Annotated in this window: 18 protein-coding genes; 16 read left to right on the plus strand and 2 right to left on the minus strand. The window is 59.4% G+C overall.

The window, feature by feature from the left end:
* Window positions 1-20: 20 nt before the first annotated feature.
* The 14 genes from gluQRS (at window position 21) to EL257_RS22945 (ending at window position 19,920) form a co-directional block, all read left to right on the plus strand.
* Window positions 21-917, plus strand: a complete 897-nt coding sequence (gene gluQRS, locus EL257_RS22865) for a tRNA glutamyl-Q(34) synthetase GluQRS (RefSeq protein ID WP_126366441.1) — start codon at window positions 21-23, stop codon at window positions 915-917.
* A gap of 77 nt (window positions 918-994) precedes the next feature.
* Window positions 995-1,171 (plus strand): hypothetical protein, encoded by a 177-nt coding sequence (locus EL257_RS22870; protein WP_003176118.1) that lies wholly within the window; start codon window positions 995-997, stop codon window positions 1,169-1,171.
* The gene (locus tag EL257_RS22875) at window positions 1,155-4,109 is read left to right on the plus strand and encodes a sensor histidine kinase (RefSeq protein ID WP_172604516.1); all 2,955 of its coding nucleotides are present in this window, start codon (window positions 1,155-1,157) and stop codon (window positions 4,107-4,109) included. Before EL257_RS22870 ends, EL257_RS22875 begins: the two co-directional genes overlap by 17 nt.
* A 22-nt stretch (window positions 4,110-4,131) precedes the next feature.
* On the plus strand, window positions 4,132-5,568 hold the full coding sequence (locus EL257_RS22880; RefSeq protein WP_126366443.1) for a sigma-54-dependent transcriptional regulator: 1,437 nt from the start codon (window positions 4,132-4,134) through the stop codon (window positions 5,566-5,568).
* 735 nt (window positions 5,569-6,303) lie between these two features.
* Window positions 6,304-7,704, plus strand: a complete 1,401-nt coding sequence (locus tag EL257_RS22890) for a polynucleotide adenylyltransferase PcnB (protein WP_172604517.1) — start codon at window positions 6,304-6,306, stop codon at window positions 7,702-7,704.
* Window positions 7,705-7,707: 3 nt separating this feature from the next.
* Window positions 7,708-8,187 (plus strand): 2-amino-4-hydroxy-6-hydroxymethyldihydropteridine diphosphokinase, encoded by a 480-nt coding sequence (folK, locus tag EL257_RS22895; RefSeq protein WP_126366449.1) that lies wholly within the window; start codon window positions 7,708-7,710, stop codon window positions 8,185-8,187.
* Window positions 8,188-8,573: 386 nt separating this feature from the next.
* On the plus strand, window positions 8,574-9,374 hold the full coding sequence (gene panB, locus EL257_RS22900) for a 3-methyl-2-oxobutanoate hydroxymethyltransferase (protein WP_126366451.1): 801 nt from the start codon (window positions 8,574-8,576) through the stop codon (window positions 9,372-9,374).
* On the plus strand, window positions 9,371-10,231 hold the full coding sequence (gene panC / locus EL257_RS22905) for a pantoate--beta-alanine ligase (protein ID WP_126366453.1): 861 nt from the start codon (window positions 9,371-9,373) through the stop codon (window positions 10,229-10,231). Before panB ends, panC begins: the two co-directional genes overlap by 4 nt.
* Window positions 10,232-10,585: 354 nt before the next feature.
* A complete protein-coding gene (gene pgi, locus EL257_RS22910) occupies window positions 10,586-12,250 on the plus strand; it encodes a glucose-6-phosphate isomerase (protein ID WP_126366455.1) in 1,665 nt (554 codons plus the stop codon).
* Between the two features lie 228 nt (window positions 12,251-12,478).
* On the plus strand, window positions 12,479-14,416 hold the full coding sequence (acs, locus tag EL257_RS22920) for an acetate--CoA ligase (protein WP_126366457.1): 1,938 nt from the start codon (window positions 12,479-12,481) through the stop codon (window positions 14,414-14,416).
* 50 nt (window positions 14,417-14,466) lie between these two features.
* On the plus strand, window positions 14,467-15,339 hold the full coding sequence (locus tag EL257_RS22925; protein ID WP_126366459.1) for an oxygenase MpaB family protein: 873 nt from the start codon (window positions 14,467-14,469) through the stop codon (window positions 15,337-15,339).
* 115 nt (window positions 15,340-15,454) lie between these two features.
* Entirely contained in the window at window positions 15,455-16,471 is a 1,017-nt protein-coding gene (locus tag EL257_RS22930) for a class I SAM-dependent rRNA methyltransferase (RefSeq protein ID WP_126366461.1), read from the plus strand.
* Between the two features lie 201 nt (window positions 16,472-16,672).
* A complete protein-coding gene (locus tag EL257_RS22940; protein WP_126366463.1) occupies window positions 16,673-19,624 on the plus strand; it encodes a DUF748 domain-containing protein in 2,952 nt (983 codons plus the stop codon).
* Window positions 19,621-19,920, plus strand: a complete 300-nt coding sequence (locus EL257_RS22945; protein ID WP_126366465.1) for a DUF2845 domain-containing protein — start codon at window positions 19,621-19,623, stop codon at window positions 19,918-19,920. Before EL257_RS22940 ends, EL257_RS22945 begins: the two co-directional genes overlap by 4 nt.
* A 262-nt stretch (window positions 19,921-20,182) precedes the next feature.
* Here the strand turns inward: EL257_RS22945 and EL257_RS22950 are convergent, their stop codons facing one another.
* Together EL257_RS22950 and EL257_RS22955 are read right to left on the minus strand one after the other, a co-directional pair.
* A complete protein-coding gene (locus EL257_RS22950; protein ID WP_126366467.1) occupies window positions 20,183-20,536 on the minus strand; it encodes a BON domain-containing protein in 354 nt (117 codons plus the stop codon).
* Between the two features lie 296 nt (window positions 20,537-20,832).
* Window positions 20,833-21,249, minus strand: coding sequence for a pilin (locus EL257_RS22955; RefSeq protein ID WP_126366469.1), 417 nt, complete (start codon window positions 21,247-21,249; stop codon window positions 20,833-20,835).
* Between the two features lie 225 nt (window positions 21,250-21,474).
* On the opposite strand from EL257_RS22955, the gene pilB reads away from it, so the two are divergent.
* Together pilB and EL257_RS22965 are read left to right on the plus strand one after the other, a co-directional pair.
* A complete protein-coding gene (gene pilB, locus EL257_RS22960) occupies window positions 21,475-23,175 on the plus strand; it encodes a type IV-A pilus assembly ATPase PilB (RefSeq protein WP_126366471.1) in 1,701 nt (566 codons plus the stop codon).
* Window positions 23,176-23,177: 2 nt separating this feature from the next.
* Window positions 23,178-24,395 (plus strand): type II secretion system F family protein, encoded by a 1,218-nt coding sequence (locus tag EL257_RS22965; RefSeq protein ID WP_126366473.1) that lies wholly within the window; start codon window positions 23,178-23,180, stop codon window positions 24,393-24,395.
* Window position 24,396 lies beyond the last annotated feature (1 nt).

Raw genomic sequence — 24,396 nt, forward strand, 5'->3', positions numbered from 1 at the left:
TGAATAGTTTCATCGCCCCCATGACTGCCAAAACCTCCCCGCCCTACATCGGCCGCTTCGCCCCAACCCCCAGCGGCCACTTGCACTTCGGTTCACTGGTCGCTGCGCTGGCCTCCTACCTCGACGCCCGCTCGGTCGGCGGCCGCTGGCTGGTGCGCATGGAGGATCTCGATCCGCCCCGTGAAGAGCCCGGTGCGCAGGCCGCGATTCTCCAGGCGCTGGAAAGCTATGGCTTCGAATGGGACGGCGAGATGGTCCGTCAGAGTGATCGGCACGAAGCCTATGCCGATGTGCTCAACAGCCTGTTCAATCACGGCCTGGCTTATGCCTGCACCTGCTCGCGAAAGCAATTGGAGCCTTATCACGGGATTTATCCGGGTTTGTGCCGCAACGCTGGCCACGACCAGCACGACGCGGCGATCCGCCTGCGTGTGCCTGAGCTGGAATACCACTTCGTCGACCGCGTGCAGGGCGAATTCCGTCAGCACCTGGGCCGCGATGTCGGTGACTTCGTGATCCGTCGCCGCGACGGCCTCTATGCCTATCAATTGGCCGTGGTGCTCGACGACGCATGGCAAGGCATCACCGATATCGTGCGCGGCGCCGATCTGCTCGACTCGACACCACGCCAGTTGTATCTGCAGGAATTGCTCGGCCTGCGCCAGCCGCGCTATCTGCATTTGCCTCTGATCACTCAGCCGGACGGCAACAAGCTCGGCAAGTCCTATCGCTCACCGCCCCTTGAAGCCGATCAGGCCACGCCGTTGTTGCTGCGGGCCTTGCGCGCACTGGGGCAAAACCCCGACGCCGAGCTGAATCACGCCACGCCAGAGGAATTGCTCAAGTGGGGCAGCGCGCATTGGGATGCGACCAGGATCCCGCGCACACTGACCTTGCCCGAGGCGCAATTGCAATGACCACCCTTGCACAAGCGCGCCCATCCGTTACCATCGCCGCACGTTTTCGGGCACGCGCATAAAAAAGAGAGGCCGGGATGTACATCTATCGCTTGGTCCTGCTTTTAGTCGTGGGGATCTACCTGTTTTCCCCCGCCATCATGGATTGGTGGATCGACGCGACGGGCGCCTGGTATCGCCCTTATCTGCTTTGGCTGATCCTCATAGTCGTGACCTTCATCCTGCAGAGCCAAAAAGATGCCGATGAGCTTTAGCCTGACCCAGATGATCCTGATCAGCGCCGCGTACCTGGCGGCGCTGTTCGGCGTTGCCTGGGTCAGCGAACGGGGCATGATCCCGCGCGCGATCATTCGCCACCCGCTGACCTACACCTTGTCGCTGGGGGTTTACGCCAGTGCGTGGGCGTTCTACGGCACGGTAGGTCTGGCGTATCAATACGGCTATGGATTTCTGTCCAGTTATCTCGGCGTGTCCGGCGCGTTTCTGCTGGCGCCAGTGCTGCTCTATCCGATCCTGAAAATCACCCGCACCTATCAACTGTCGTCGCTGGCGGATCTGTTCGCCTTCCGCTTTCGCAGCACCTGGGCCGGCGCCTTGACCACCATCTTCATGCTGATCGGCGTGCTGCCGTTGCTGGCCCTGCAGATTCAGGCGGTGGCCGACTCGATCGGCATTCTGACCGGCGAACCGGTGCAGAGCCGCGTCGCGCTGGCGTTCTGCGCGCTGATCATTCTGTTCACGATCTTCTTCGGCTCGCGCCACATCGCCACCCGTGAAAAACACGAAGGCCTGGTGTTCGCGATTGCTTTTGAATCGGTGATCAAGCTGATCGCCCTTGGTGGCGTCGGCCTGTATGCGTTGTACGGGGTATTCGACGGTCCGCAACAACTCGAATTATGGCTGCTGCAGAACCAGACCGCCCTCGCCGCTTTGCACACGCCGCTGCAGGAAGGCCCATGGCGCACATTGCTGCTGGTGTTCTTCGCCTCGGCGATTGTGATGCCGCACATGTATCACATGACATTCACCGAGAACCTCAACCCGCGCTCACTGGTCAGCGCGAGCTGGGGCCTGCCGCTGTTCCTGTTGCTGATGAGCCTGGCAGTGCCGTTGATCTTGTGGGCCGGCCTCAAGCTCGGCGCCACGACCAATCCGGAGTATTTCACGCTGGGCGTCGGCATTGCCGCCAATAGCAAACCGCTGGCATTGCTCGCGTATGTCGGCGGTTTGTCGGCGGCAAGCGGGCTGATCATCGTCACCACACTGGCGCTGTCGGGCATGGCGCTCAATCACCTGGTGCTGCCGCTTTATCAGCCACCGGCCGAGGGCAATATCTACCGCTGGCTGAAGTGGACGCGCCGTGCGCTGATCGTCGCGATCATCATGGCCGGTTTCGGTTTCTATCTGATGCTCGGTGCCGAACAGGATCTGGCGAATCTCGGCATCGTCGCCTTCGTCGCGACCCTGCAATTTTTGCCCGGCGTGTTGTCGGTGCTGTACTGGCCGACCGCCAACCGTCGCGGCTTTATTGCCGGTCTGCTGGCAGGGATTCTGGTCTGGGTGGTGACCATGCTGCTGCCGTTGGTCGGCAACCTGCAGGGTTTCTACATTCCGCTGCTGAACATGATTTACGTGCTGGACGACACCAGTTGGCACATGGCAGCCATCGCCTCGCTCGCCGCCAACGTCCTGATGTTCACGCTGATCTCGCTGTTCACCAACGCCAGCCCGGAAGAAGCCAGTGCCGCCGAGGCGTGTGCTGTGGATAACGTGCGCCGCCCGCAACGTCGCGAATTGCACGCGGCCTCGCCACAGGAGTTTGCCACGCAACTGGCCAAACCGTTGGGTGCCAAGGCTGCGCAGAAAGAAGTCGAGCAAGCGTTGCGGGATCTTTATCTGCCCTTCGACGAGCGCCGCCCCTACGCGCTGCGCCGTTTGCGCGATCGCATCGAAGCCAACCTTTCCGGCCTGATGGGCCCGAGCGTGGCGCAGGACATGGTGGAAACCTTCCTGCCGTACAAGGCCGGCGGCGAAAACTACGTGACCGAAGACATCCACTTCATCGAAAGCCGTCTCGAGGATTATCACTCGCGCCTCACCGGCCTGGCGGCCGAACTCGATGCCCTGCGTCGTTATCACCGCCAGACTCTGCAGGAACTGCCGATGGGCGTGTGCTCGCTGGCCAAGGATCAAGAGATCCTGATGTGGAACAAAGCCATGGAAGAGCTGACCGGCATCGCCGCGCAACGGGTAGTCGGTTCGCGCCTGAGCACTATCGCCAATCCGTGGAAAGAACTGCTGCAGGGCTTCATCAATCTGCCCGATGAGCATTTGCATAAACAGCATCTGGCCCTCGACGGCCAGACCCGTTGGCTGAACTTGCACAAAGCGGCGATCGACGAGCCGCTGGCACCCGGTAACAGTGGCCTGGTGTTACTGGTCGAGGATTTGACCGAAACGCAGATGCTTGAAGATAAACTGGTGCATTCCGAACGTCTGGCCAGCATCGGGCGCCTGGCGGCGGGTGTGGCCCACGAAATCGGCAACCCGATCACCGGCATTGCCTGCCTCGCGCAGAATCTGCGCGAAGAACGCGAAGATGACGGCGAACTGACGGAAATCAGCGGACAAATTCTCGAGCAGACCAAACGCGTCTCGCGCATCGTGCAGTCGCTGATGAGCTTTGCCCACGCCGGCAGCCATCAGCACAGCGACGAGCCCGTTTGTCTGGCCGAGGTGGCGCAGGACGCAATCGGCCTATTAGCGTTGAACCGCCGCAATTTCGAAGTGCAGTTCTACAACCTGTGCGATCCCGACCACTGGGTCGAAGGCGATCCGCAGCGACTCGCCCAGGTGCTGATCAATCTGCTCTCCAACGCCCGCGACGCCTCGCCGCCGCACAGTGCGGTACGGGTCAAGAGCGAAGCCGGCGAACACACGGTCGATCTGATCGTCGAGGACGAAGGCAGCGGTATTCCATCGAGCATCATGGACCGATTGTTCGAACCTTTCTTCACCACCAAGGATCCGGGTGAAGGCACCGGTCTGGGCCTTGCACTGGTCTATTCCATCGTTGAAGAGCATTATGGACAAATCACCATCGACAGCCCGGCTGATGTACAAAGCCAACGCGGCACCCGTATCCGGGTGACCTTACCGCGTCATGTCGAAGCGACGTCCGCTGTGAACTGAGACCGTCGAGAGTATCGAATCAATGCCGCACATTTTGATCGTCGAAGACGAAACCATTATCCGCTCCGCCTTGCGCCGCCTGCTGGAACGTAACCAGTACCAGGTCAGCGAAGCCGGTTCAGTGCAGGAAGCACAAGAACGCTTCACCATTCCTACGTTCGATCTGATCGTCAGCGACCTGCGCCTGCCGGGTGCTCCGGGCACCGAGCTGATCAAGCTCGGCCAAGGCACGCCGGTGCTGATCATGACCAGCTACGCCAGCCTGCGCTCGGCGGTCGATTCGATGAAAATGGGCGCGGTCGATTACATCGCCAAGCCGTTCGACCACGATGAAATGCTTCAGGCCGTTGCGCGCATCCTGCGTGATCGTCAGTCGGCACCAGCCGCCGGCGAAGCCACGACGAGCAAGCCTGCATCTGCCGGCAATAAATCGGCTGTGGATAACAGCAACGGCGAAATCGGCATCATCGGCTCCTGCCCGCCGATGCAGGATCTGTACAGCAAGATCCGCAAGGTCGCGCCCACTGATTCCAACGTGCTGATCCAGGGCGAGTCCGGTACCGGTAAAGAACTGGTGGCGCGCGCGCTGCACAATCTTTCCAAGCGCGCCAAGGCGCCGATGATTTCGGTGAACTGCGCGGCGATTCCGGAAAGCCTGATCGAGTCCGAACTGTTTGGCCACGAGAAAGGCGCGTTTACCGGTGCCAGCGCCGGGCGTGCCGGTCTGGTCGAAGCGGCGGACGGCGGCACGCTGTTCCTCGATGAAATCGGCGAACTGCCGCTCGAAGCTCAGGCGCGCTTGCTGCGAGTCTTGCAGGAAGGCGAAATTCGTCGGGTCGGCTCGGTGCAGTCGCAAAAAGTCGATGTGCGCCTGATCGCTGCAACGCACCGCGATCTCAAGAGCCTAGCGAAAATCGGCCAGTTCCGTGAGGACCTTTATTACCGTCTGCACGTGATCGCTTTGAAGTTGCCGCCCCTGCGCGAGCGTGGCGCCGACGTCAACGAAATCGCCACTGCCTTCCTTGCCCGTCAGAGCGCGCGCATCAATCGCACTGACTTGAAATTCGCCGCAGATGCCGAACAAGCAATCCGGCATTATTCCTGGCCGGGCAACGTGCGTGAGCTGGAGAACGCGGTCGAGCGCGCGGTGATTCTGAGCGAAAGCCCGGAAATTTCCGCCGATCTGCTGGGCATCGACATCGAGCTAGGCGATCTGGAGGACGATGAATTCATCGGACTGCCGCCGCAAACGGCCGGTAACGCCAGCAACAGCAGCCATGAGCCGACCGAAGACCTGTCGCTGGAGGATTACTTCCAGCACTTCGTCCTCGAGCATCAGGATCACATGACCGAGACCGAACTGGCGCGCAAACTGGGCGTCAGCCGCAAATGCCTGTGGGAACGCCGCCAGCGATTGGGCATTCCGCGACGCAAGACCGGGGTTGCCAGCGAGAGCTGACCGTTACCCATGACGCACACGGGTAACGCATGAAAATGTGAAAAAACTGTTACCGCAGTCGATTCACGTAACAGAAGCCGGGGTTATCGGTAACGAAACCCCGGCTTTTTTTCGCCCCTGCAAAACGGTTATATCGACCTAACCCCTTGTTTTACTGGGCGTTGGAAAAGTTGGCACGCACCCTGCTATATGTTTGGTACAAGAACAATAACAAGCAATGCACAAGACAATAAAAATAAGACGAATCGACTCACGCACAATAAAAACAAGACGGCGAGAGGCGCAGCTAACTGATTCTTTTGGAGAGGCGTTGTATTTGGGGCTTGCCCCACGACCAGGCCGAGAACAACAAAAACTGTCCTAAGACAGAGCCTGTACTGGTTGGATCGAGAGATCACTGCAATTCAGCGACCAAAGCAATCCGTTTGCTCTTGGCTCCCGATTGGGAGGGTCACGAAACGAAAGCTTCGTGACGAGGGCACTCAACAAAAACAAGAAGCCCGAATCAATAATAAAAAGAGCATGCAACTACTTCTTGGGGAGCTTCGGCTCCCCTTGTAGTTTCTCCCTCCTGGCAAAATCCCTCTGTTTTTCCTCCCTCGACCCTTGCAGCTTGCGGCTTACAGCTCATATCTGCCGTGTCCTACACCATCCCTCGACTAAATGCTAGAATCTGCGCCCATCATGCGGTCATTCTTTTGGTATGGCCGAACATTCCTTCAAACAGTGCATCCCATGCTGAAGAAGCTGTTCCAGTCATTCCGAACTCCCGTGCGTCGTACGCAACACATCCGCAGCACCCCTGAAGTGCTCAACAGCGGCCAACATTCGCTGCAGAAAACGCAGTTCAGCCGCTATGCGGTGAATATCGTCGAACGTCTGCAAGGCGCCGGTTACCAGGCTTATCTGGTCGGCGGTTGCGTGCGCGACATGCTATTGGGCATCACCCCCAAGGACTTCGACGTCGCCACCAGCGCCACGCCCGAGCAAGTCCGTGCCGAATTTCGCAATGCGCGGATCATCGGTCGTCGCTTCAAACTGGTGCATATCCATTTCGGTCGCGAAATCATTGAAGTGGCGACCTTCCGCGCCAACCATCCGGTCAACGAAGACGACGAGGACAGCAATCAGTCGTCGCGTAACGAGAGCGGGCGGATTCTGCGCGACAACGTCTACGGCACTCTGGAAGAAGACGCGCAACGTCGCGACTTCACCATTAACGCCCTGTATTACGATCCGGTCAGCGAGCGCATTCTCGATTACGCCAATGGCGTCCACGACATCCGCAATCATCTGATCCGTCTGATCGGCGATCCGAAGCAGCGCTATCAGGAAGACCCGGTGCGCATGCTGCGGGCCGTGCGTTTCGCCGCCAAACTGAATTTCGGCATCGAGAAACATACGGTGCAGCCGATCCGTGAACTGGCGCCAATGCTGCGCGAGATTCCATCGGCGCGGCTTTTCGAAGAAGTGCTCAAGCTGTTCCTGTCCGGCCACGGCGCGATCACCTTCGAGATGCTGGTCGATCTGCAACTGTTCGCCCCGCTGTTCCCGGCCAGTGCCGACGCGCTGGAACACAACCCGGAATACACTCACACGCTGATCAGCGAAGCGCTGACCAACACCGACTTGCGCATCAAGCAGAACAAACCGGTGACCCCGGCGTTCCTGTTTGCCGCACTGTTGTGGCCTGCCCTGCCGGCCCGCGTGTTGCGCTTGCAGGAACGTGGCATGCCGCCGATTCCGGCAATGCAGGAAGGCGCCCACGAGCTGATCGCCGAACAGTGCCAGCGCATTGCGATTCCGAAGCGCTTCACCATGCCGATCCGCGAAATCTGGGACATGCAGGAACGCCTGCCCCGCCGCAGCGGCAAGCGCGCCGACCTGTTGCTGGACAACCCGCGTTTCCGCGCCGGTTACGACTTCCTGTTGCTGCGTGAAAGCGCCGGCGAAGAGACCGACGGCCTCGGCGAATGGTGGACCGACTACCAGGACGCCAACGAAAGCGAGCGCCGCGACATGATCCGCGACCTCAGCGGCAAGGGCGACGACGCCAGCGGCGCACCGCGCAAACGTCGCCGCAGCGGTGGTGCCAAGCGCAAGCGCGCCGGTGCCCCGAGCGCCACGGGCGAGTAACCCATGGAGCGTATCTACATCGGCATGGGCAGCAATCTCGCTGACCCCGCCGAACAATTGCGCAGCGCCATCGCGGCGCTGGGGCAATTGCCGCAGACCTCACTCGTCGGCGTTTCAGCCTTCTACCAAAGCGACTCGTTACTGCCGGGCCAGCCGCGTTACACCAACGCGGTCGCCGCGCTCGACAGCGCGCTCGACCCACTCGAATTGCTCAACGCCCTGCAAGCTATCGAAAACGACCAGGGTCGCGAGCGCCTGCAGCGCTGGGGACCGCGTACGCTGGATCTGGACATTCTGCTGTTCGGCGATCGCCTGATCGACGAGCCAAGGCTGAAAGTCCCGCATTATCAAATGCAGGAACGTGCGTTTGTCCTCTATCCCCTCGCAGAACTGGCTCCGGCAGACCTGCGTCTCGCGGACGGCCGCACCCTCCCCGCCCTGCTCGCCGCCTGCCCGTTCGTCGGCCTCGAACGCCTCTCCTGAGCCAATCCTTGTGTAGGAGCTGTCGAGTGAAACGAGGCTGCGATCTTTTGGTCTTCAACATCAAGATCAAAAGATCGCAGCGTTCCGCAGCTCCTACAATTGATTCACGGTTTTGTCGGACAAAAACTCTTCGAATCAAGCCCGCTGCGCCGCTGAATCGCATCAGTTACGCCGGTAACACCTCCCTCGTAACAATGCGGTAACACACGCAATTGACTTCCTGTTGGCTCATCACGACTATAGGCGTCCCGCTGCCGCCAACCCGGCACATACGGGCGCAATCCAGGCCTTATAAGCACGACACAAGACCGTGCGCCTGAGTAGATGACGAATCACGCGCGTTACTCGCAGCAGTTTCCAAAGCGCCTGAACGAGGATTTTTTTACATGCCAGCCATCACCCTGACCACGCTCCAGAGCCTCAAGCAGAAAGGTGAAAAGATCACCATGCTGACCTGCTATGACGCGACTTTCGCTCACGCCTGCAACGAGGCCGGGGTCGAAGTGCTGCTGGTGGGCGACTCCCTCGGCATGGTGCTGCAAGGTCACGACAGCACGCTGCCGGTGACCACCGCAGAAATGGCCTATCACACCGCGTGCGTCAAACGCGGCAACACCGACGCCCTGATCCTGGCCGACCTGCCGTTCATGGCCAACGCCACCCTTGAACAAACCATGATCAACAGCGCCATGCTGATGCAGGCCGGTGCGCACATGGTCAAAGTCGAAGGTCAACTATGGCTGGCGGACTCGATCCGTCTGCTCGCCGAGCGCGGTGTACCGGTCTGTGCGCACATGGGCCTGACCCCGCAAGCGGTGAACCTGCTCGGCGGCTATAAAGTGCAAGGCCGCAACGAAAACCAGGCGCGGCAGATGCGTGCCGATGCGATCTCGCTGGAGCAGGCTGGCGCCGCCATGCTGCTGCTCGAATGCGTGCCGAGTGAATTGGCCGCGGAAATCACCCAAGCGGTGAAAATTCCGGTCATCGGCATCGGCGCCGGTAACGCCACCGACGGCCAGGTACTGGTGCTGCACGACATGCTCGGGCTGTCGATCACCGGCCGCGTGCCGAAATTCGTCAAGAATTTCATGCACGGGCAGGACAGCGTCCAGTCCGCGTTGAAGGCTTACGTCAACGAAGTCAAAGCCACCACGTTCCCAGGCGTCGAACACGGATTCTCTGCATGAACACCGTAAAAACCGTACGCGAACTGCGCGCCGCTGTTGCCCGCGCCCGCAGTGAAGGCAAGCGCATCGGCTTTGTGCCGACCATGGGCAACCTGCACAGCGGCCACGTCGCGCTGATCACCAAAGCCACGCAACGCGTCGATTTTGTGGTCGCGAGCATCTTCGTCAACCCGCTGCAATTCGGCGCCGGCGAAGACCTCGACAAGTACCCGCGCACCCTTGCCGCCGATCAGGAAAAGCTGCTCGAAGCCGGTTGTTCCCTGCTTTTCGCGCCAACTGTCGAGGAAATGTACCCCGACGGCATGGCCGGACAGACGCGGGTCAGCGTGCCGCAATTGTCCGAAGGCCTGTGCGGCGCCAGCCGTCCGGGTCACTTTGAAGGCGTGGCGACCGTGGTCAGCAAGCTCTTCAACATGGTCCAGCCGGACCTGGCAATTTTCGGGCAGAAGGATTACCAGCAACTGGCGGTGATCCGCGCGCTGGTGCATGACCTGAACATGCCGATCCAGATCATTGGCGAACCCACCGTGCGTGCGGCCGATGGCTTGGCGTTGTCGTCGCGCAACGGTTTTCTCAGCGAAGACCAGCGCGCCGTAGCGCCGGTGGTCTATCGCGCGCTGAGCAACATTGCCGAATCGATCAAACAGGGCGAACGCGATTATCCGGGATTGATCGCTGCGCAGTTGCAAGTGCTGGAAGCAGCGGGGCTGCGTCCGGACTATCTGGAAATCCGCCATGGCCTGACCTTGCGCCCGGCGACGGCCGAGGACCGTGATCTGGTGATTCTGGTTGCCGCATTCCTCGGCACCACGCGACTGATCGACAATCTGCACCTGAACCTCGATAGCCCGGTTTAAACAGCAAAATCAAAAGATCGCAGCCTGCGGTAGCTCCTACACATAACCCTGTAGGAGCTGCCGCAGGCTGCGATTTTTTGCGTTGCATAGCCGTTACCCGTTGTTCGATTCCATTGCGCTTCAGCTCTCCCGACCGCGCACTCCACTCCGTTTGTCGGCCAAATCCCAGTCAGGATGTTAAAAAAGTACAGGGATCAGGTCAGACAAAGTCAAGACAGAACGCAGCGCGAGGTTTACTGTATTCGCCCTGTGTCCAGATATCGTGTCGACGCAGTTGATCCCGCGCTCAAACATGGCGTGCCGGGTCTGTTCCGTGTTCAAAAGGCCGTTCAAGTAAAAAGGAAAACCGCAGCGATGGCGTACTACCTCACTCCTCACGACGTTACCGCTCTGCCCGCCTGGCAAGCGTTGAAAGACCACCGCCAAGCCATGCAGGATTTCAGCATGCGCGAAGCCTTCAACGCCGATCCGCAGCGTTTCAATCAGTTCACCCTCAGCAGCTGCGGACTGTTTCTCGATTATTCGAAGAATTTGATCAACGCCGAGACCCGCAATCTGCTGGTGGGTCTGGCCAATGAAGTCGATCTGAAAGGCGCGATCAAAGCGCTGTTCGACGGCGAAATCGTCAACGCCTCTGAAGGCCGCCCGGCGCTGCACACTGCTCTGCGCCGCCCTGTCGGCGACAAGCTGTCGGTGAACGGCGTTAACGTGATGCCGGAAGTTCACAAGGTGTTGAACCAGATCACCGATCTGGTCGGCCGCATTCATGACGGTCTGTGGCGCGGTTACACCGAGAAGCCGATCACTGACGTGGTCAACATCGGCATCGGCGGCTCGTTCCTCGGCCCGGAGCTGGTCTCCGAAGCGCTGCTGTCGTACGCGCAGAAAGGCGTACGCTGCCACTATCTGGCGAACATCGATGGCAGTGAGTTCCACGAGCTGACGCAGAAGCTGCGCGCCGAAACCACGCTGTTCATCGTTTCGTCGAAATCGTTCAACACCCTCGAAACCCTGAAGAACGCTCAGGCGGCTCGTGCCTGGTACCTGGCACAGGGCGGTTCGGAAGCCGAGCTGTATCGTCACTTCATCGCGGTATCGAGTAACAACGCCGCCGCCGTAGCGTTCGGTATCCGCGAAGAAAACATTTTCCCGATGTGGGACTGGGTTGGCGGTCGTTACTCGCTGTGGTCGGCCATTGGTTTGCCAATCGCCCTGGCCATCGGCATGTCCAACTTCAAGGAACTGCTGTCCGGCGCCTACACCATGGACCAGCATTTCCAGACCGCGCCGTTCGAACAGAACATGCCGGTGCTGTTGGCGCTGCTCGGCGTCTGGTACGGCAACTTCTGGGGCGCGCAAAGCCACGCGATCCTGCCGTACGACCACTACCTGCGCAACATCACCAAGCACTTGCAACAGCTGGACATGGAATCCAACGGCAAGAGCGTGCGGCAGGACGGCACCTCGGTGTCGACCGATACTGGCCCGGTGATCTGGGGCGGTGTCGGCTGCAATGGTCAGCACGCTTACCACCAGTTGCTGCATCAAGGCACCCAACTGATCCCGGCCGACTTCATCGTGCCGATCGTCAGCTTCAACCCGGTGTCCGACCACCACCAGTGGCTGTACGCCAACTGCCTGTCGCAGAGCCAGGCCCTGATGCTCGGCAAGACGTTGCCGGAAGCCGAAGCCGAGTTGCGCGACAAAGGCATCAGCGAAGAAGAGGTGCGCAAGCTCGCGCCGCACAAGGTGATTCCGGGCAACCGTCCGAGCAACACCCTGGTGGTCGAACGCATCAGCCCGCGCCGTCTCGGCGCACTGGTGGCGATGTATGAACACAAAGTGTTCGTGCAGAGTGTGGTCTGGGGCATCAACGCCTTCGACCAGTGGGGCGTGGAGTTGGGCAAAGAGCTGGGCAAAGGCGTTTACAACCGTCTGGTCGGCAGCGACGAGACCGTTGCTGACGATGCGTCCACCCAAGGCCTGATCAACTACTTCCGCGGTCGTCACCGCGGGTGATAGGCTGATGGGGCGGTTTGCCTGCCCCATCAGCTAGCAACATCGACAGTTCCGCGGCACCGGCCAATCGCAGAATCGGTGGCGTACACGACCTCTGTAGGAGCTGCCGCAGGCTGCGATCTTTTGCTCTTGACCTTAAAAAACAAGATCAAAAGATCGCAGCCTGCGGCAGCTCCTACAAGGGTCGTCCAGCTCCCCTCTTGTCTCACACAAGAATAAGGAACCGTCATGTTCGATATCAGCACGTTCCCCAAAGCCGATGCCGTGCGCCGGGCTGCGCAATTGAGTCAGGACGACTATCGGCGCCTGTATCGCGAATCTATTGAACACCCCGACACCTTCTGGGCCGAGCAGGCCACGCGCTTCCTTGAATGGAGCACACCGTGGCAGACCGTTCAGCGCTGTGATCTGAAAACCGGCGAAGCCGCCTGGTTTGCCGGCGGTAAACTCAACGTCAGCTACAACTGCATTGACCGCCACCTCGGACAACGTGGCGACCAGACCGCCCTGCTCTGGGAAGGCGACGACCCGGCCGAGTCGGCGCAAATCACTTACCGAAAACTGCATCACCACGTCTGCCGCCTGGCCAACGTGCTGAAAAGCCGTGGTGTGAAGAAAGGCGACCGCGTCTGCATCTATATGCCAATGATCCCCGAGGCCGCTTACGCGATGCTCGCCTGCGCACGGATCGGCGCGATTCATTCGGTGGTGTTCGGCGGTTTTTCCCCGGATTCCCTGCGCGACCGCATTCTCGATGCCGACTGCCGCACCGTGATTACCGCCGACGAAGGCGTGCGCGGCGGTAAATTCGTCCCGCTGAAACACAATGTCGACAAAGCCCTGCAGAGTTGCCCGGACGTCAGCACCGTCGTGGTGGTCGAGCGCACCCAAGGCGATGTCGACTGGGTCGAGGGCCGCGACCTCTGGTATCACCAGGCCGTGCGCGACGTCAGCGACGAATGCCCGCCGGAACCGATGGATGCCGAAGACCCGCTGTTCATCCTCTACACCTCCGGCAGCACCGGCAAACCCAAAGGTGTGCTGCACACCACCGGCGGCTACCTGCTGCAAGCGGCGATGACTTTCAAATACGTACTCGATTACCGTGATGGCGAAGTCTTCTGGTGCACCGCCGATGTCGGTTGGGTGACCGGCCACAGTTACATTGTCTACGGGCCGCTGGCCAATGGTGCGATTACGTTGATGTTCGAAGGCGTGCCGAGTTATCCGAACAGTTCGCGCTTCTGGCAAGTCATCGACAAACACCAGGTCAACATTTTCTACACCGCCCCCACCGCTCTGCGCGCGCTGATGCGCGAAGGCGCCGAACCGTTGAAGGAAACGTCGCGCGCGAGTCTCAGATTACTCGGCAGCGTCGGTGAGCCGATCAACCCGGAAGCGTGGGAATGGTATTTCAACGTCGTCGGCGAACAGCGTTGCCCGATTGTCGATACCTGGTGGCAGACCGAAACCGGCGGCATCATGCTCAGCCCGCTGGTCAGTGCACAACGGATCAAACCGGGCTGCGCCACACAGCCGATGTTCGGCGTGCAACCGGTGTTGCTCGATGAGCAGGGCAACGAAATCCAAGGTGCCGGCAGCGGCGTGCTGGCGATCAAATCCAGTTGGCCTGCGCAAATCCGCAGTGTTTACGGCGACCCGCAGCGGATGGTGGACACTTATTTCAAACCCTACGCCGGTTACTACTTCACTGGCGACGGCGCGCGCCGGGATGAGGACGGCGATTACTGGATCACCGGGCGCATCGACGACGTGATCAACGTGTCCGGGCACCGCATCGGCACCGCCGAAGTGGAGAGCGCGCTGGTGCTGCACGACAGCATCGCCGAAGCTGCCGTGGTTGGTTATCCACACGACGTCAAAGGTCAGGGCATCTACGCATTTGTCACGCCAATGAACGGCGCCCAAGCCAGTGATGAGCTGAAGCAGACGCTGCTGGCCCACGTCAGCAAGGAAATCGGCAGTTTCGCCAAACCCGACCTGATCCAGTGGGCGCCGGCCTTGCCGAAAACCCGCTCGGGCAAGATCATGCGGCGCATTCTGCGCAAGATCGCCTGCAACGAACTCGACAGTCTCGGCGACACCTCGACCCTGGCCGACCCGAGCGTCGTGCAAGGCCTGATCGACACGCGCCTCAACCAGTAACACCGCGTGCGCGGCCCACCCACCGCGCCCGCCCTTTTCACTGAGTGGTCATGGAATTCATCCGCAGCCGTATTGAACAGCAACTCATGAGCCTGACCGGGCTGTCGCTCGGTCAGCTTGATCTGGAAAATCCCAAGGGCGATCCCGGCCTGTTTGGCCCCGACTCGATCAGTTGGCAGGTGCACGGCGACTTCAGCAGCATGTTGATCGGCGGCATCAGTGCGTTGTTGCTGCAAGCGCTGCATCCGCTGGCACTGGCTGGCGTGTGGGACCACTCGAATTTTCGTCAGGACATGCTCGGGCGCTTGCGCCGCACCAGTCAGTTCGTCTCCGGAACCACGTTTGGCGCTCGGCGGGATGCCGATTGGTTGATCGAGAAAGTTCGTACCATTCACCTGCAAGTGATCGGCACCGCGCCAGACGGCCGCCCTTATGCAGCCAGCGATCCGGACTTGTTGACCTGGGTGCATGTGGCCGAGGTCAGCAACTTCCTTGCAGCGCATTTGCGTTATCGCAATCCGCAGTTGTCGGCGGCGGATCAGGATCGTTATTTCATCGAAATCGCCGTGGTTGCCGAACGTTTGGGTGCCCGCAATGTGCCGAAATCGCGGCAAGCCGTGGCTGATTATCTGCAACGCATGCGCCCGCAATTGCTGTGCGACGAGCGCAGCCGTGAAGTGTTGCGCTTGTTGCTGGCGGCACCCGCACCCAGCGTTCTGGCGCGGCCGTTCGGCGATCTGATGATGAAGGCTGGCATCGATCTGCTGCCGGACTGGGCCAGTGACATGCTGGATGCTCGCCAGAGTTCGTTGCAACGCCAGTTGATTCGCGCCAGCGTCAGACGCAGCGCACCGATACTGCGCTGGGCGATGCGCAATGGCTCGGCGCAACGGGCCAAGCGGCGGATGGGGTTGCTTCGCTGATGCTCAGAGTTGCAAGCTGCAAGCTGCAAGATCAACTTGGGGCTTGAAGCTTGGAGCTCGAAGCTCAGGAACTGCTAAACTCCCGCGCCCTCATTCTCTCCAGCAAGGCGCCCGCATGTCTTCCCTGAATCAGGCGCTGCGCGCCGCCCTCGATCAACGCCAGGACTTGCTCGCTGAGCTGCACCACCAAGGCACCGATTGCTATCGACTGTTTCACGGCAGCCAGGAAGGCGCCGGCGGTTTGACCATCGACCGCTACGGCCCGCAATTGCTGGTGCAAAGCTTTCACCAGACGCTGGAACGTGACGATCTGCTGCAACTGCACGCGATGGTCAACCAGACGCTGGGGTTCGAATCGCTGCTGGTCTACAACGATCGCTCCCGTGGCAATTCGCGCATCGACCGCGAGGACAGCGTCTACAAAGCCGACGACGCTGCGCTGGGAGATCTGGTCGGTCACGAATGGGGCCTGAACTACCGTGTCCGCGGTCGCCATGCCGGACAGGATCCTTTGTTGTTTCTCGACCTGCGTAACACCCGCGGCTGGGTCAAGGATCACGCTAAAGGCAAAAGCGTGCTCAATCTGTTCGCCTACACCTGCGGCGTTGGCCTCAGTGCTGCGGCCGGCGGCGCCAGTGAAGTGTGCAATCTGGATTTCGCTGAAGGCAATCTGGCGGTTGGTCGCGAAAACGGTTTGCTCAACCCGCAATTGCCCGAAATGAAATTTATCCAGTCCGATTACTTCCCGGCGATCCGCCAACTCGCCGGCCTGCCGATCAGCCAGCGGCGCGGGCAGAAACTGCCGAGCTATCAGCGTCTGGAACAGCGTCAATACGATCTGGTTTTGCTTGATCCCCCAGCGTGGGCCAAAAGCGCCTTCGGTACCGTCGACCTGCTGCGCGATTATCAGAGCCTGCTCAAACCGGCCTTGCTGACCACCGCCGACGATGGCGTGCTGATCTGCTGCAACAACCTGGCGAAAGTCAGCATGGACGACTGGCGCGAGCAGGTTCTGCGTTGCGCCGAGAAGGCCGGGCGGCCGGTGCGCGAGTGGAGCGTGATGACCCCGGGCGCGGATTTCCCGTCCATGGACCAGCAACCGCCGCTGAAAACGCTAATCCTGCAACTTTGACCACTCTCCCTGTAGGAGCTGCCGAAGGCTGCGATCTTTTGACTTTGTCTTTTCAAATCGACATCAAAAGATCGCAGCCTCCGGCAGCTCCTGCATAGATCGTGTTTTTTCCTACAGAAGAATCCGGACAATCCTGTCCCACATCAAGCACTTCGGAACCTGAATCGCGTGCCATACTCCAAGGCACTCCGATTCAGACAGATGAAGCCGCACATGCCCAAAGGATTGATTCGCGCGACAGGCGCCTTGTTGACAGCTCTGGCGCTTTACAGCCTGCTGGGGTTTCTGATTCTGCCGGGCATTGCCTTGCGCATCGCCAATCAGCAACTGGCCAACTACGCGACCGTGCCTGCGCACCTTGAGCGTATCGAACTCAACCCGTTCAGCCTTGAGGTCACGCTGTGGGGACTGGTCATCGGTGATCCCGGCAAGGAACAGGTCGGTTTCGAGCGCCTGTCCGCCGATCTGCAAATCGACAGTTTGTGGACCAAAGCCCTGCATCTGGCGAACATCGAGCTGGACAAACCGAAAACCGAAATTCTCTTTGCCAAAGACGGCAAGCTCAATCTGCTGGGTCTGTTCAACGTGCCGGCGAGTGAGCCGACACCGACCGATCCCGATGCCAAACCCTTTCCGCTGCGCATCGACAACATCAAACTCGCCGGTGGCGTCGTGCACTTTGCGGACGTTCGCCCGAGCGAGCCTATCGAGTTTCTCTACGACGACCTCAGTTTCGAGCTGAAAAATCTCAGCACATTGCCCGAAGACAGCGCCGCCATGACCCTGGTCGCAATCGGCCCCGCTGGCGGTCGAATCGACTGGAGCGGCAACTTCAGCCTGATCCCTTTCACGTCCGAAGGCACCCTGAAAGTCACCGACGGCAAGATGAAAGCCTTCTGGCCCTACGTGCGTGACTCGGTGCCTTTAGTGCTCGAAGACGGCGTGATCAGTCTCAACACCGAATACAAACTCAATCTGTCGAAAGAAACCGAACTGCTGCTGAACAATGTCGCGGTCAGCATCGCGCCTTTCGCGATCAAGGCGCCCGATGGTCGCCCCTTGGCGCGACTCGAACGCCTCGACGTCAGCGAAACCAGCGTGGACCTGGCCAAACAGCAGGTGGTGGTCGGCAAGATCCGCAGCCACAAACTGGAAACCTGGGCGGCGCTTGAAGCCGATGGGCAACTGGACTGGCAGAAGCTGTTCGCCAGCCAGCCTTCAAAACCTGCCGCTCGGGCCGCCGCCGAGCCAGCAAATGCACCGGCCGCCGCCGACTCTCCGCCGCCAGCCGCCGCTGCGCCGAGCAAGCCATGGCAGGTATTGCTCAAAGACGTGCAACTGCGTGACTACACCGTGCACATGGCAGACCGTTCCGCCAATCCCCCAGTGGCCGTGGACATCACACCGCTGAACGTCGATCTGCAGGATTTCGACAGCCTCAATGGCTCGCCCTTCAAGCTCAAGCTCGATACCGGCGTGGGCAAGCAAGGCAAACTCAGCGCCGACGGCACGCTCAATCTCGCCCCGGTCAATGCTCAGCTCAACGTCAAAACCCAAGACATCGACCTGCGTGTCGCGCAGTCCTACATCAACCCCTTCATTCGCCTCGAATTGCGCAGCGGCATGCTCGGCAGTGACTTGCAGGTCAATCTGAAAAGCACCGAACCGCTGGCCCTCAGCGTGACCGGCCGCGCCCAGATCGATCAATTGCACACCCTCGACACCCTGAAAACCCGGGATTTCCTCAAGTGGCAGCAAGTGGTACTCGAAGGCCTGAATTATCGACACGGCGACAGCCTGACGATTGACAAGGTCAACCTGCTGCAGCCGTATGTGCGGTTCATGATCAACGACGATCGCACCACCAACGTCGATGATCTGCTGATTCCGCAGCCCGCGGACAACGCTGCCAAAAGCACCGCGGCGAAACCGGCCAGCAACGAAAAACCGCTGGGTATTCACATTGGCGCGATAGCGATCAACGACGGCTCGGCCAACTTTGCCGACTTTAGCCTGACGCCGAATTTTGCCACCGCCGTGCAACAGCTCAATGGCCAGATCGGCACCATCGACAGCCGCCAGGCGAAACCGGCCAGCGTTGACATCAAAGGCAAGGTCGACCGTTATGCCCCGGTGACCATCAAAGGCGCGGTGAATCCGTTCGACCCGATGGCCAGTCTCGACATCGCGACCAGTTTCAAGCGCGTCGAACTGACCACCCTGACCCCCTACTCCGGCAAATTTGCCGGCTACCGTATCCGCAAGGGCCGACTCAATCTCGACCTGCATTATTTGATCACCAAAGGCCAGCTCAAAGCCGAAAACAAAGTGGTGGTCGAGCAACTGCAACTCGGTGAGAAAGTCGACAGCCCGGACGCCGTGAGCCTGCCGCTGAAGCTGGCGGTTGCCTTGCTCAAGGACGTCGACGGCAAGATTTCCATCGAATTGCCGGTGACTGGCGATCTGAACAATCCGCAATTCAGCGTGATGCCGATTGTCTGGCAGACCCTGCGCAATCTGATCGTCAAAGCCGCTGCCGCGCCGTTCAAAATGATCGGCGGACTGGTCAGTGGCGGTGGTTCTCAAGACCTTGGCACGGTTTCATTCGCAGCCGGTTCCAGCGAACTGAACAAGGATGCCGAAGCAGCGCTGATCAAACTGTCCCAGGCACTCAAGGAACGTCCGGCCTTGCGTCTGGAAATTGAGGGCACCGCCGCGCAGAGCAGTGACGGCCCGTTGATTGCCGAACAGCGTCTGGAACGCGAATATCAATACAACTACTACAAGATGCTCCAGCGTCGGGGCGACAAAGTCCCGGCACAGGCGTCCTTGCTGCAAGTGCCGGAAGGCGAGAAAGGCGCGCTGCTTGAAGGCATCTACCGTACCCGTCTGAAAACCCAGCCGCCGGCAGAATGGAAAGATCTCGGCAAGGAAGAACGCACGGCGAAAATGCGCGAGGGCGTGATCAAATTCTGGAGTGGCAGCGACGTGTTATTACGTCAGCTCGGTCAGGATCGTGCCAGCGTGATCAAGGATTACCTTGTCGACAAAGGCAAACTTGAGGATGACCGTGCGTATTTCATCGACGCCAGACTCGGTGAAGCCGAGAGCGATGGTCGCGTGGTGACGCAAATGCATCTGGATGCCGAATGAATACCCGCCAATGGCTGACGGTGTTGCTGTTGGCGTGCGCTAGTGGGCACGCGTCGGCCTCCGACACCTTGCGCTGCGGCAGCCAGTTGATCAGCCTCGGCGATCGCTCCAGTGAAGTGCTGCAGAAATGTGGCGAGCCGGTCAGCCGTGACGTGCTGGGATACAAGCGCAGCGCCAATCGGCGCGAGGAGTTTCAGGTCGAAGAGTGGACCTACGGCCCGAACAACGGCATGTACCAATACCTGCGTTTTGAAGGCAATCGCCTGCGGCAGATCAACAGCAAACGCGGCAACTGACCCGACACCAAAACGATTGTGGGAGCGAGCCTGCTCGCGAATGCGTCGTGTCAGTCGATATCTTCGTCAGCTGACAGATTGCTTTCGCGAGCAGACTCGCTCCCACATTTTTTTTCGTTCCAATAGAACAGGCCCCGACACAAGTGCGGGGCCTGTAATGGTCACATCCGTGTGACCGTTCGCATGAACTCTAAAGTTGCGACAGCCGTATGACTCAGCCCGTCTGTCGCATCTTCTCCCGGTCCAGGCGAGAAGTCTTGGCTTACTCGGCTTTCAGGCCGTCAGCGGAGACTGCTTTAACGCCTTTGATTTTCTTGGCGATAGCTACAGCCATGTCTTTTTGCGACTCGGTCACTGCAACAGTAGAGGACAAGGACACAACGCCTTTATTGGTTTCTACTTTGATGTCAGTGCCTGGGATGCCTTTTTCGGTGACCAGGTCAGTTTTGACCTTGGTGGTGATCCAGGTATCGCTGGTGTCTTGTTTCATTTCGGTTACTTCACCGGCTGCCAGAACCATTGGCGACTGGGTAGCCTGAGTGGTCTGGGCGAAAGCGCCACCAGCCATGGTCAGGGTCAGAGCGGTAGCAGCGGCAGTGATAGCGAACTTCTTCATACGAGTAACTCCTGTTTTTCTGGAAAGTCTGCTGGATTGCTCTTCAGCAGGGTTACCAAGGTAGTTGCGAACGCTGTGCCAACTTCTCGAAACGCATAATTCCCATATAAAACAATGAGTTATGAAAACAGCAAATTTTCATTTTCATGCAAAATGCATGACTTGCGCTCAAACCGCATGCAAGTTGCGGTATTTAGGAAAGTTCCTAAGGTGCTGAAATTATTGAAGCTTTTGCGAACTGCTGCGCAATGAAAAATGCCCCGCAATGCGGGGCATTTTTAGGTAGCGAGCGTGGTTCAGACGCCAGGGCAACTCGTGGTCGAATAGTCCTTCGAGCCGGAGAACTTGCACCCCCAGCCAGCTGTGGCACTGCGAGTAAGCGTTATTGTTTGGCCCAGGACAGGTGCTGGAGCGTTGAGCAGCGTGCAGGTGATAGTGCCAGTCCCATCTGCGATTTTTCCGGATGCGGCCAAGGTGCAGTTCTGAGTTGCTGCTACCCCGGCGTTCACATTGGTAATGCTTGGATCAGTCGATCCGGCATTGATCACATCTTCAAAGTTGACCTTGAGTGCCGAGGCCTCGGCAATCCCAGCGGTAACTTTCGCTCGAGCCTGATATTTCGAATACTGCGGCAGGGCAATGGTCGCCAGAATCCCGATGATCGCTACTACGATCAGCAATTCGATCAGCGTAAAACCTTGTTGTTTTTTCATAGACACGCTCCATGCATGAGTGAAAATCTCATGATCTGCATGGGACGCAGCATAGCCCATGCCAACGCCTCGCAGCCCCAATCACTAGGCGCCATCCCCTTGCTGCGCCATTTCCTACAACCTCTAACCGCACTATCTGACACTTTTTGTCACCTGCACCGTCCGTGTTTGGCGCTGTGACTTGACTAGGCTATAAGTCATGAACGGCAAGCGTGCGGAATCCCCATGAATGACATCGCTCTGAGCGGTCTGGCCAAGCAATTGGTGCAGGCCGAACTGCTCACGGAAAAAAGCGCCCAGCAAGCCTGGCAGCAGGCTCAACGCAGTCGCCAGTCGCTGGTCAGCTATCTGGTGCAAAACAAACTGGTGAAAGGCTGGCAGGTCGCCGAAATCGCTTCGGAGCATTTCGGCATGGCCTTTCTTGACCTTCAATGTCTGGACAAAGAGACCCAGCCCAAAGGCCTGGTCAGCGAAAAGCTTGTGCGCCAGCATCACGCCCTGCCCTTGTGGCGGCGCGGCAACAAGCTGTTCGTCGGCATTTCCGACCCGAGCAATCATCAGGCGATCAATGACATCCAGTTCAGCACCGGGCTAAGCACCGAAGCCATTCTGGTGGAAGACGACAAGCTCACCGATGCCATCGAAAAATTCTTCGACACCCACGCCAGCGGTCTCGAGGACATGGCCGATGTCGACCTCGACGGCCTCGATGTCGAATCCATCGACGACAGCAAACAGGACGCTATCGGTGGCCTCGACGCCGACGATGCGCCGGTGGTGCGCTTCGTCCACAAGATGTTGCTGGACGCGATCAAAAGCGGCTCGTCCGACCTGCACTTCGAACCGTACGAAAAAAACTACCGGGTCCGGATGCGCACCGATGGCATGTTGCGCGAGGTGGCCAAGCCGCCGATCCAGTTGGCCGGACGCATCGCCGCGCGCCTGAAAGTCATGGCCAGCCTCGATATCTCGGAGCGCCGCAAGCCGCAGGACGGCCGGATCAAGATGCGTCTGTCGAAAAGCAAGTCGATCGATTTCCGCGTCAACACCTTGCCGACTCTGTGGGGTGAGAAAGTGGTGATCCGGATTCTCGACCCGTCGAGTGCGCAGATGGGTATCGATGCCTTGGGTTACGAGCCGGAGCAAAAAGCCCTGTATCTGGCCGCGCTCAAACAACCCCAGGGAATGATTCTGGTCACTGGCCCCACCGGCTCTGGCAAGACGGTGTCGCTGTACACCGGGCTGAATATTCTCAACACCGTCGACATCAATATTTCTACCGCCGAAGACCCGGTGGAAATCAATATGGAGGGCATCAACCAGGTCAACGTCAATCCCCGCCAAGGCCTCGACTTCGCCCAGGCCCTGCGCTCGTTTCTGCGACAGGACCCGGACGTGATCATGGTTGGCGAGATTCGTGACCTGGAAACCGCCGAGATCGCCATCAAAGCGGCGCAGACCGGTCACCTCGTACTCTCCACCCTGCACACCAACAGCGCGGCGGAAACCCTTACGCGCCTGCACAACATGGGCATTCCCGGTTTCAACATTGCCACTTCGGTCAGCCTGATCATTGCGCAGCGACTGGCGCGCAAGCTCTGCAGCCATTGCAAAAAGCCCATCGAGATTCCGCACGACACGCTGACCCGCGAAGGCTTCCCTGAGGAACGCATCGGCAGTTTCACGATCTACGAACCGGTCGGCTGCGATCACTGCAACGGCGGATACAAAGGACGCGTAGGTATCTATGAAGTGGTGAAAAACACTCAGGCGCTGCAACGGCTGATCATGGCCGAAGGCAATTCACTGGAAATCGACACGCAGATGCGCCGCGACGGTTTCGACGATCTGCGCACCGCCGGGCTGCACAAAGCCATGCAAGGCATTACCAGCCTTGAAGAAATCAATCGGGTTACCAAGGACTGAACATGGCGGTCAAGGCAGCGAAAATGAACGTCTACGCCTGGGAAGGCACGGACAGGAAAGGCAGCAAAATCAGCGGCGAACTCAGCGGCGTCAATCCCGCACTGGTCAAGGCGCAGCTACGCAAACAGGGAATCAACCCCGGTAAGGTGCGCAAGAAATCCGCGTCGTTGCTGACCTTGGGCAAACGCATCAAGGCGCAAGACATCGCCCTGTTCACCCGGCAAATGGCGACGATGATGAAGGCTGGCGTGCCGCTGTTGCAGTCGTTCGACATCATCGGTGAAGGCTTCGATAACCCGGCCATGCGCAAGCTGGTGGACGAGGTGAAACAGGAAGTGGCCGCCGGTAACAGCTTCGCCGCGGCACTGCGCAAGAAGCCGCAATATTTCGACGAATTGTATTGCAACCTGGTCGATGCCGGCGAGCAGTCCGGCGCCCTCGATACGCTGCTGGAACGGGTCGCGACCTACAAGGAAAAAAGCGAACGGCTCAAGGCCAAGATCAAGAAAGCCATGACCTACCCTACCGCCGTGATCCTGGTGGCGGCCGTGGTGACCGGGATTCTGCTGGTCAAAGTGGTGCCGCAGTTCCAATCGGTTTTTTCCGGCTTCGGTGCCGAGTTACCCGCGTTCACCTTGATGGTCATCAGCCTGTCGCACTTCATGCAGGATTGGTGGCTGGCGCTGCTCGGCGTGCTGGCGGTGGCAATTTTCGGCACTCGTCATGCACTGAAAAAATCCCAGGCCTTGCGCGACCGCCGCGACACCTGGCTGCTGAAACTGCCCTTGGTCGGCACCCTGATGTACAAATCCGCCGTGGCGCGCTTCGCCCGCACCCTGTCGACGACGTTCGCCGCCGGCGTGCCGCTGGTCGAAGCGCTCGACTCGGTGGCCGGCGCCACCGGCAACGTGGTTTTCAAACGCGCCGTGCTGCGTGTTCGCCAGGATGTATCCACAGGCATGCAGCTGAACTTTTCAATGCGCAGCACCGGCGTCTTTCCGAACATGGCGGTGCAAATGACCGCGATCGGCGAAGAGTCCGGTGCACTGGACGATATGCTCGACAAGGTCGCTGGTTTCTATGAGGAAGAAGTGGATAACATGGTCGACAACCTCACCAGCCTCATGGAGCCGTTCATCATGGTTGTGCTGGGGGTAATCGTCGGCGGATTGGTCGTGGCGATGTACCTGCCGATTTTCCAACTCGGCTCAGCGATCTGAC

It is taken from the genome of Pseudomonas fluorescens (assembly GCF_900636825.1).
Classification (GTDB): domain Bacteria; phylum Pseudomonadota; class Gammaproteobacteria; order Pseudomonadales; family Pseudomonadaceae; genus Aquipseudomonas; species Aquipseudomonas fluorescens_BG.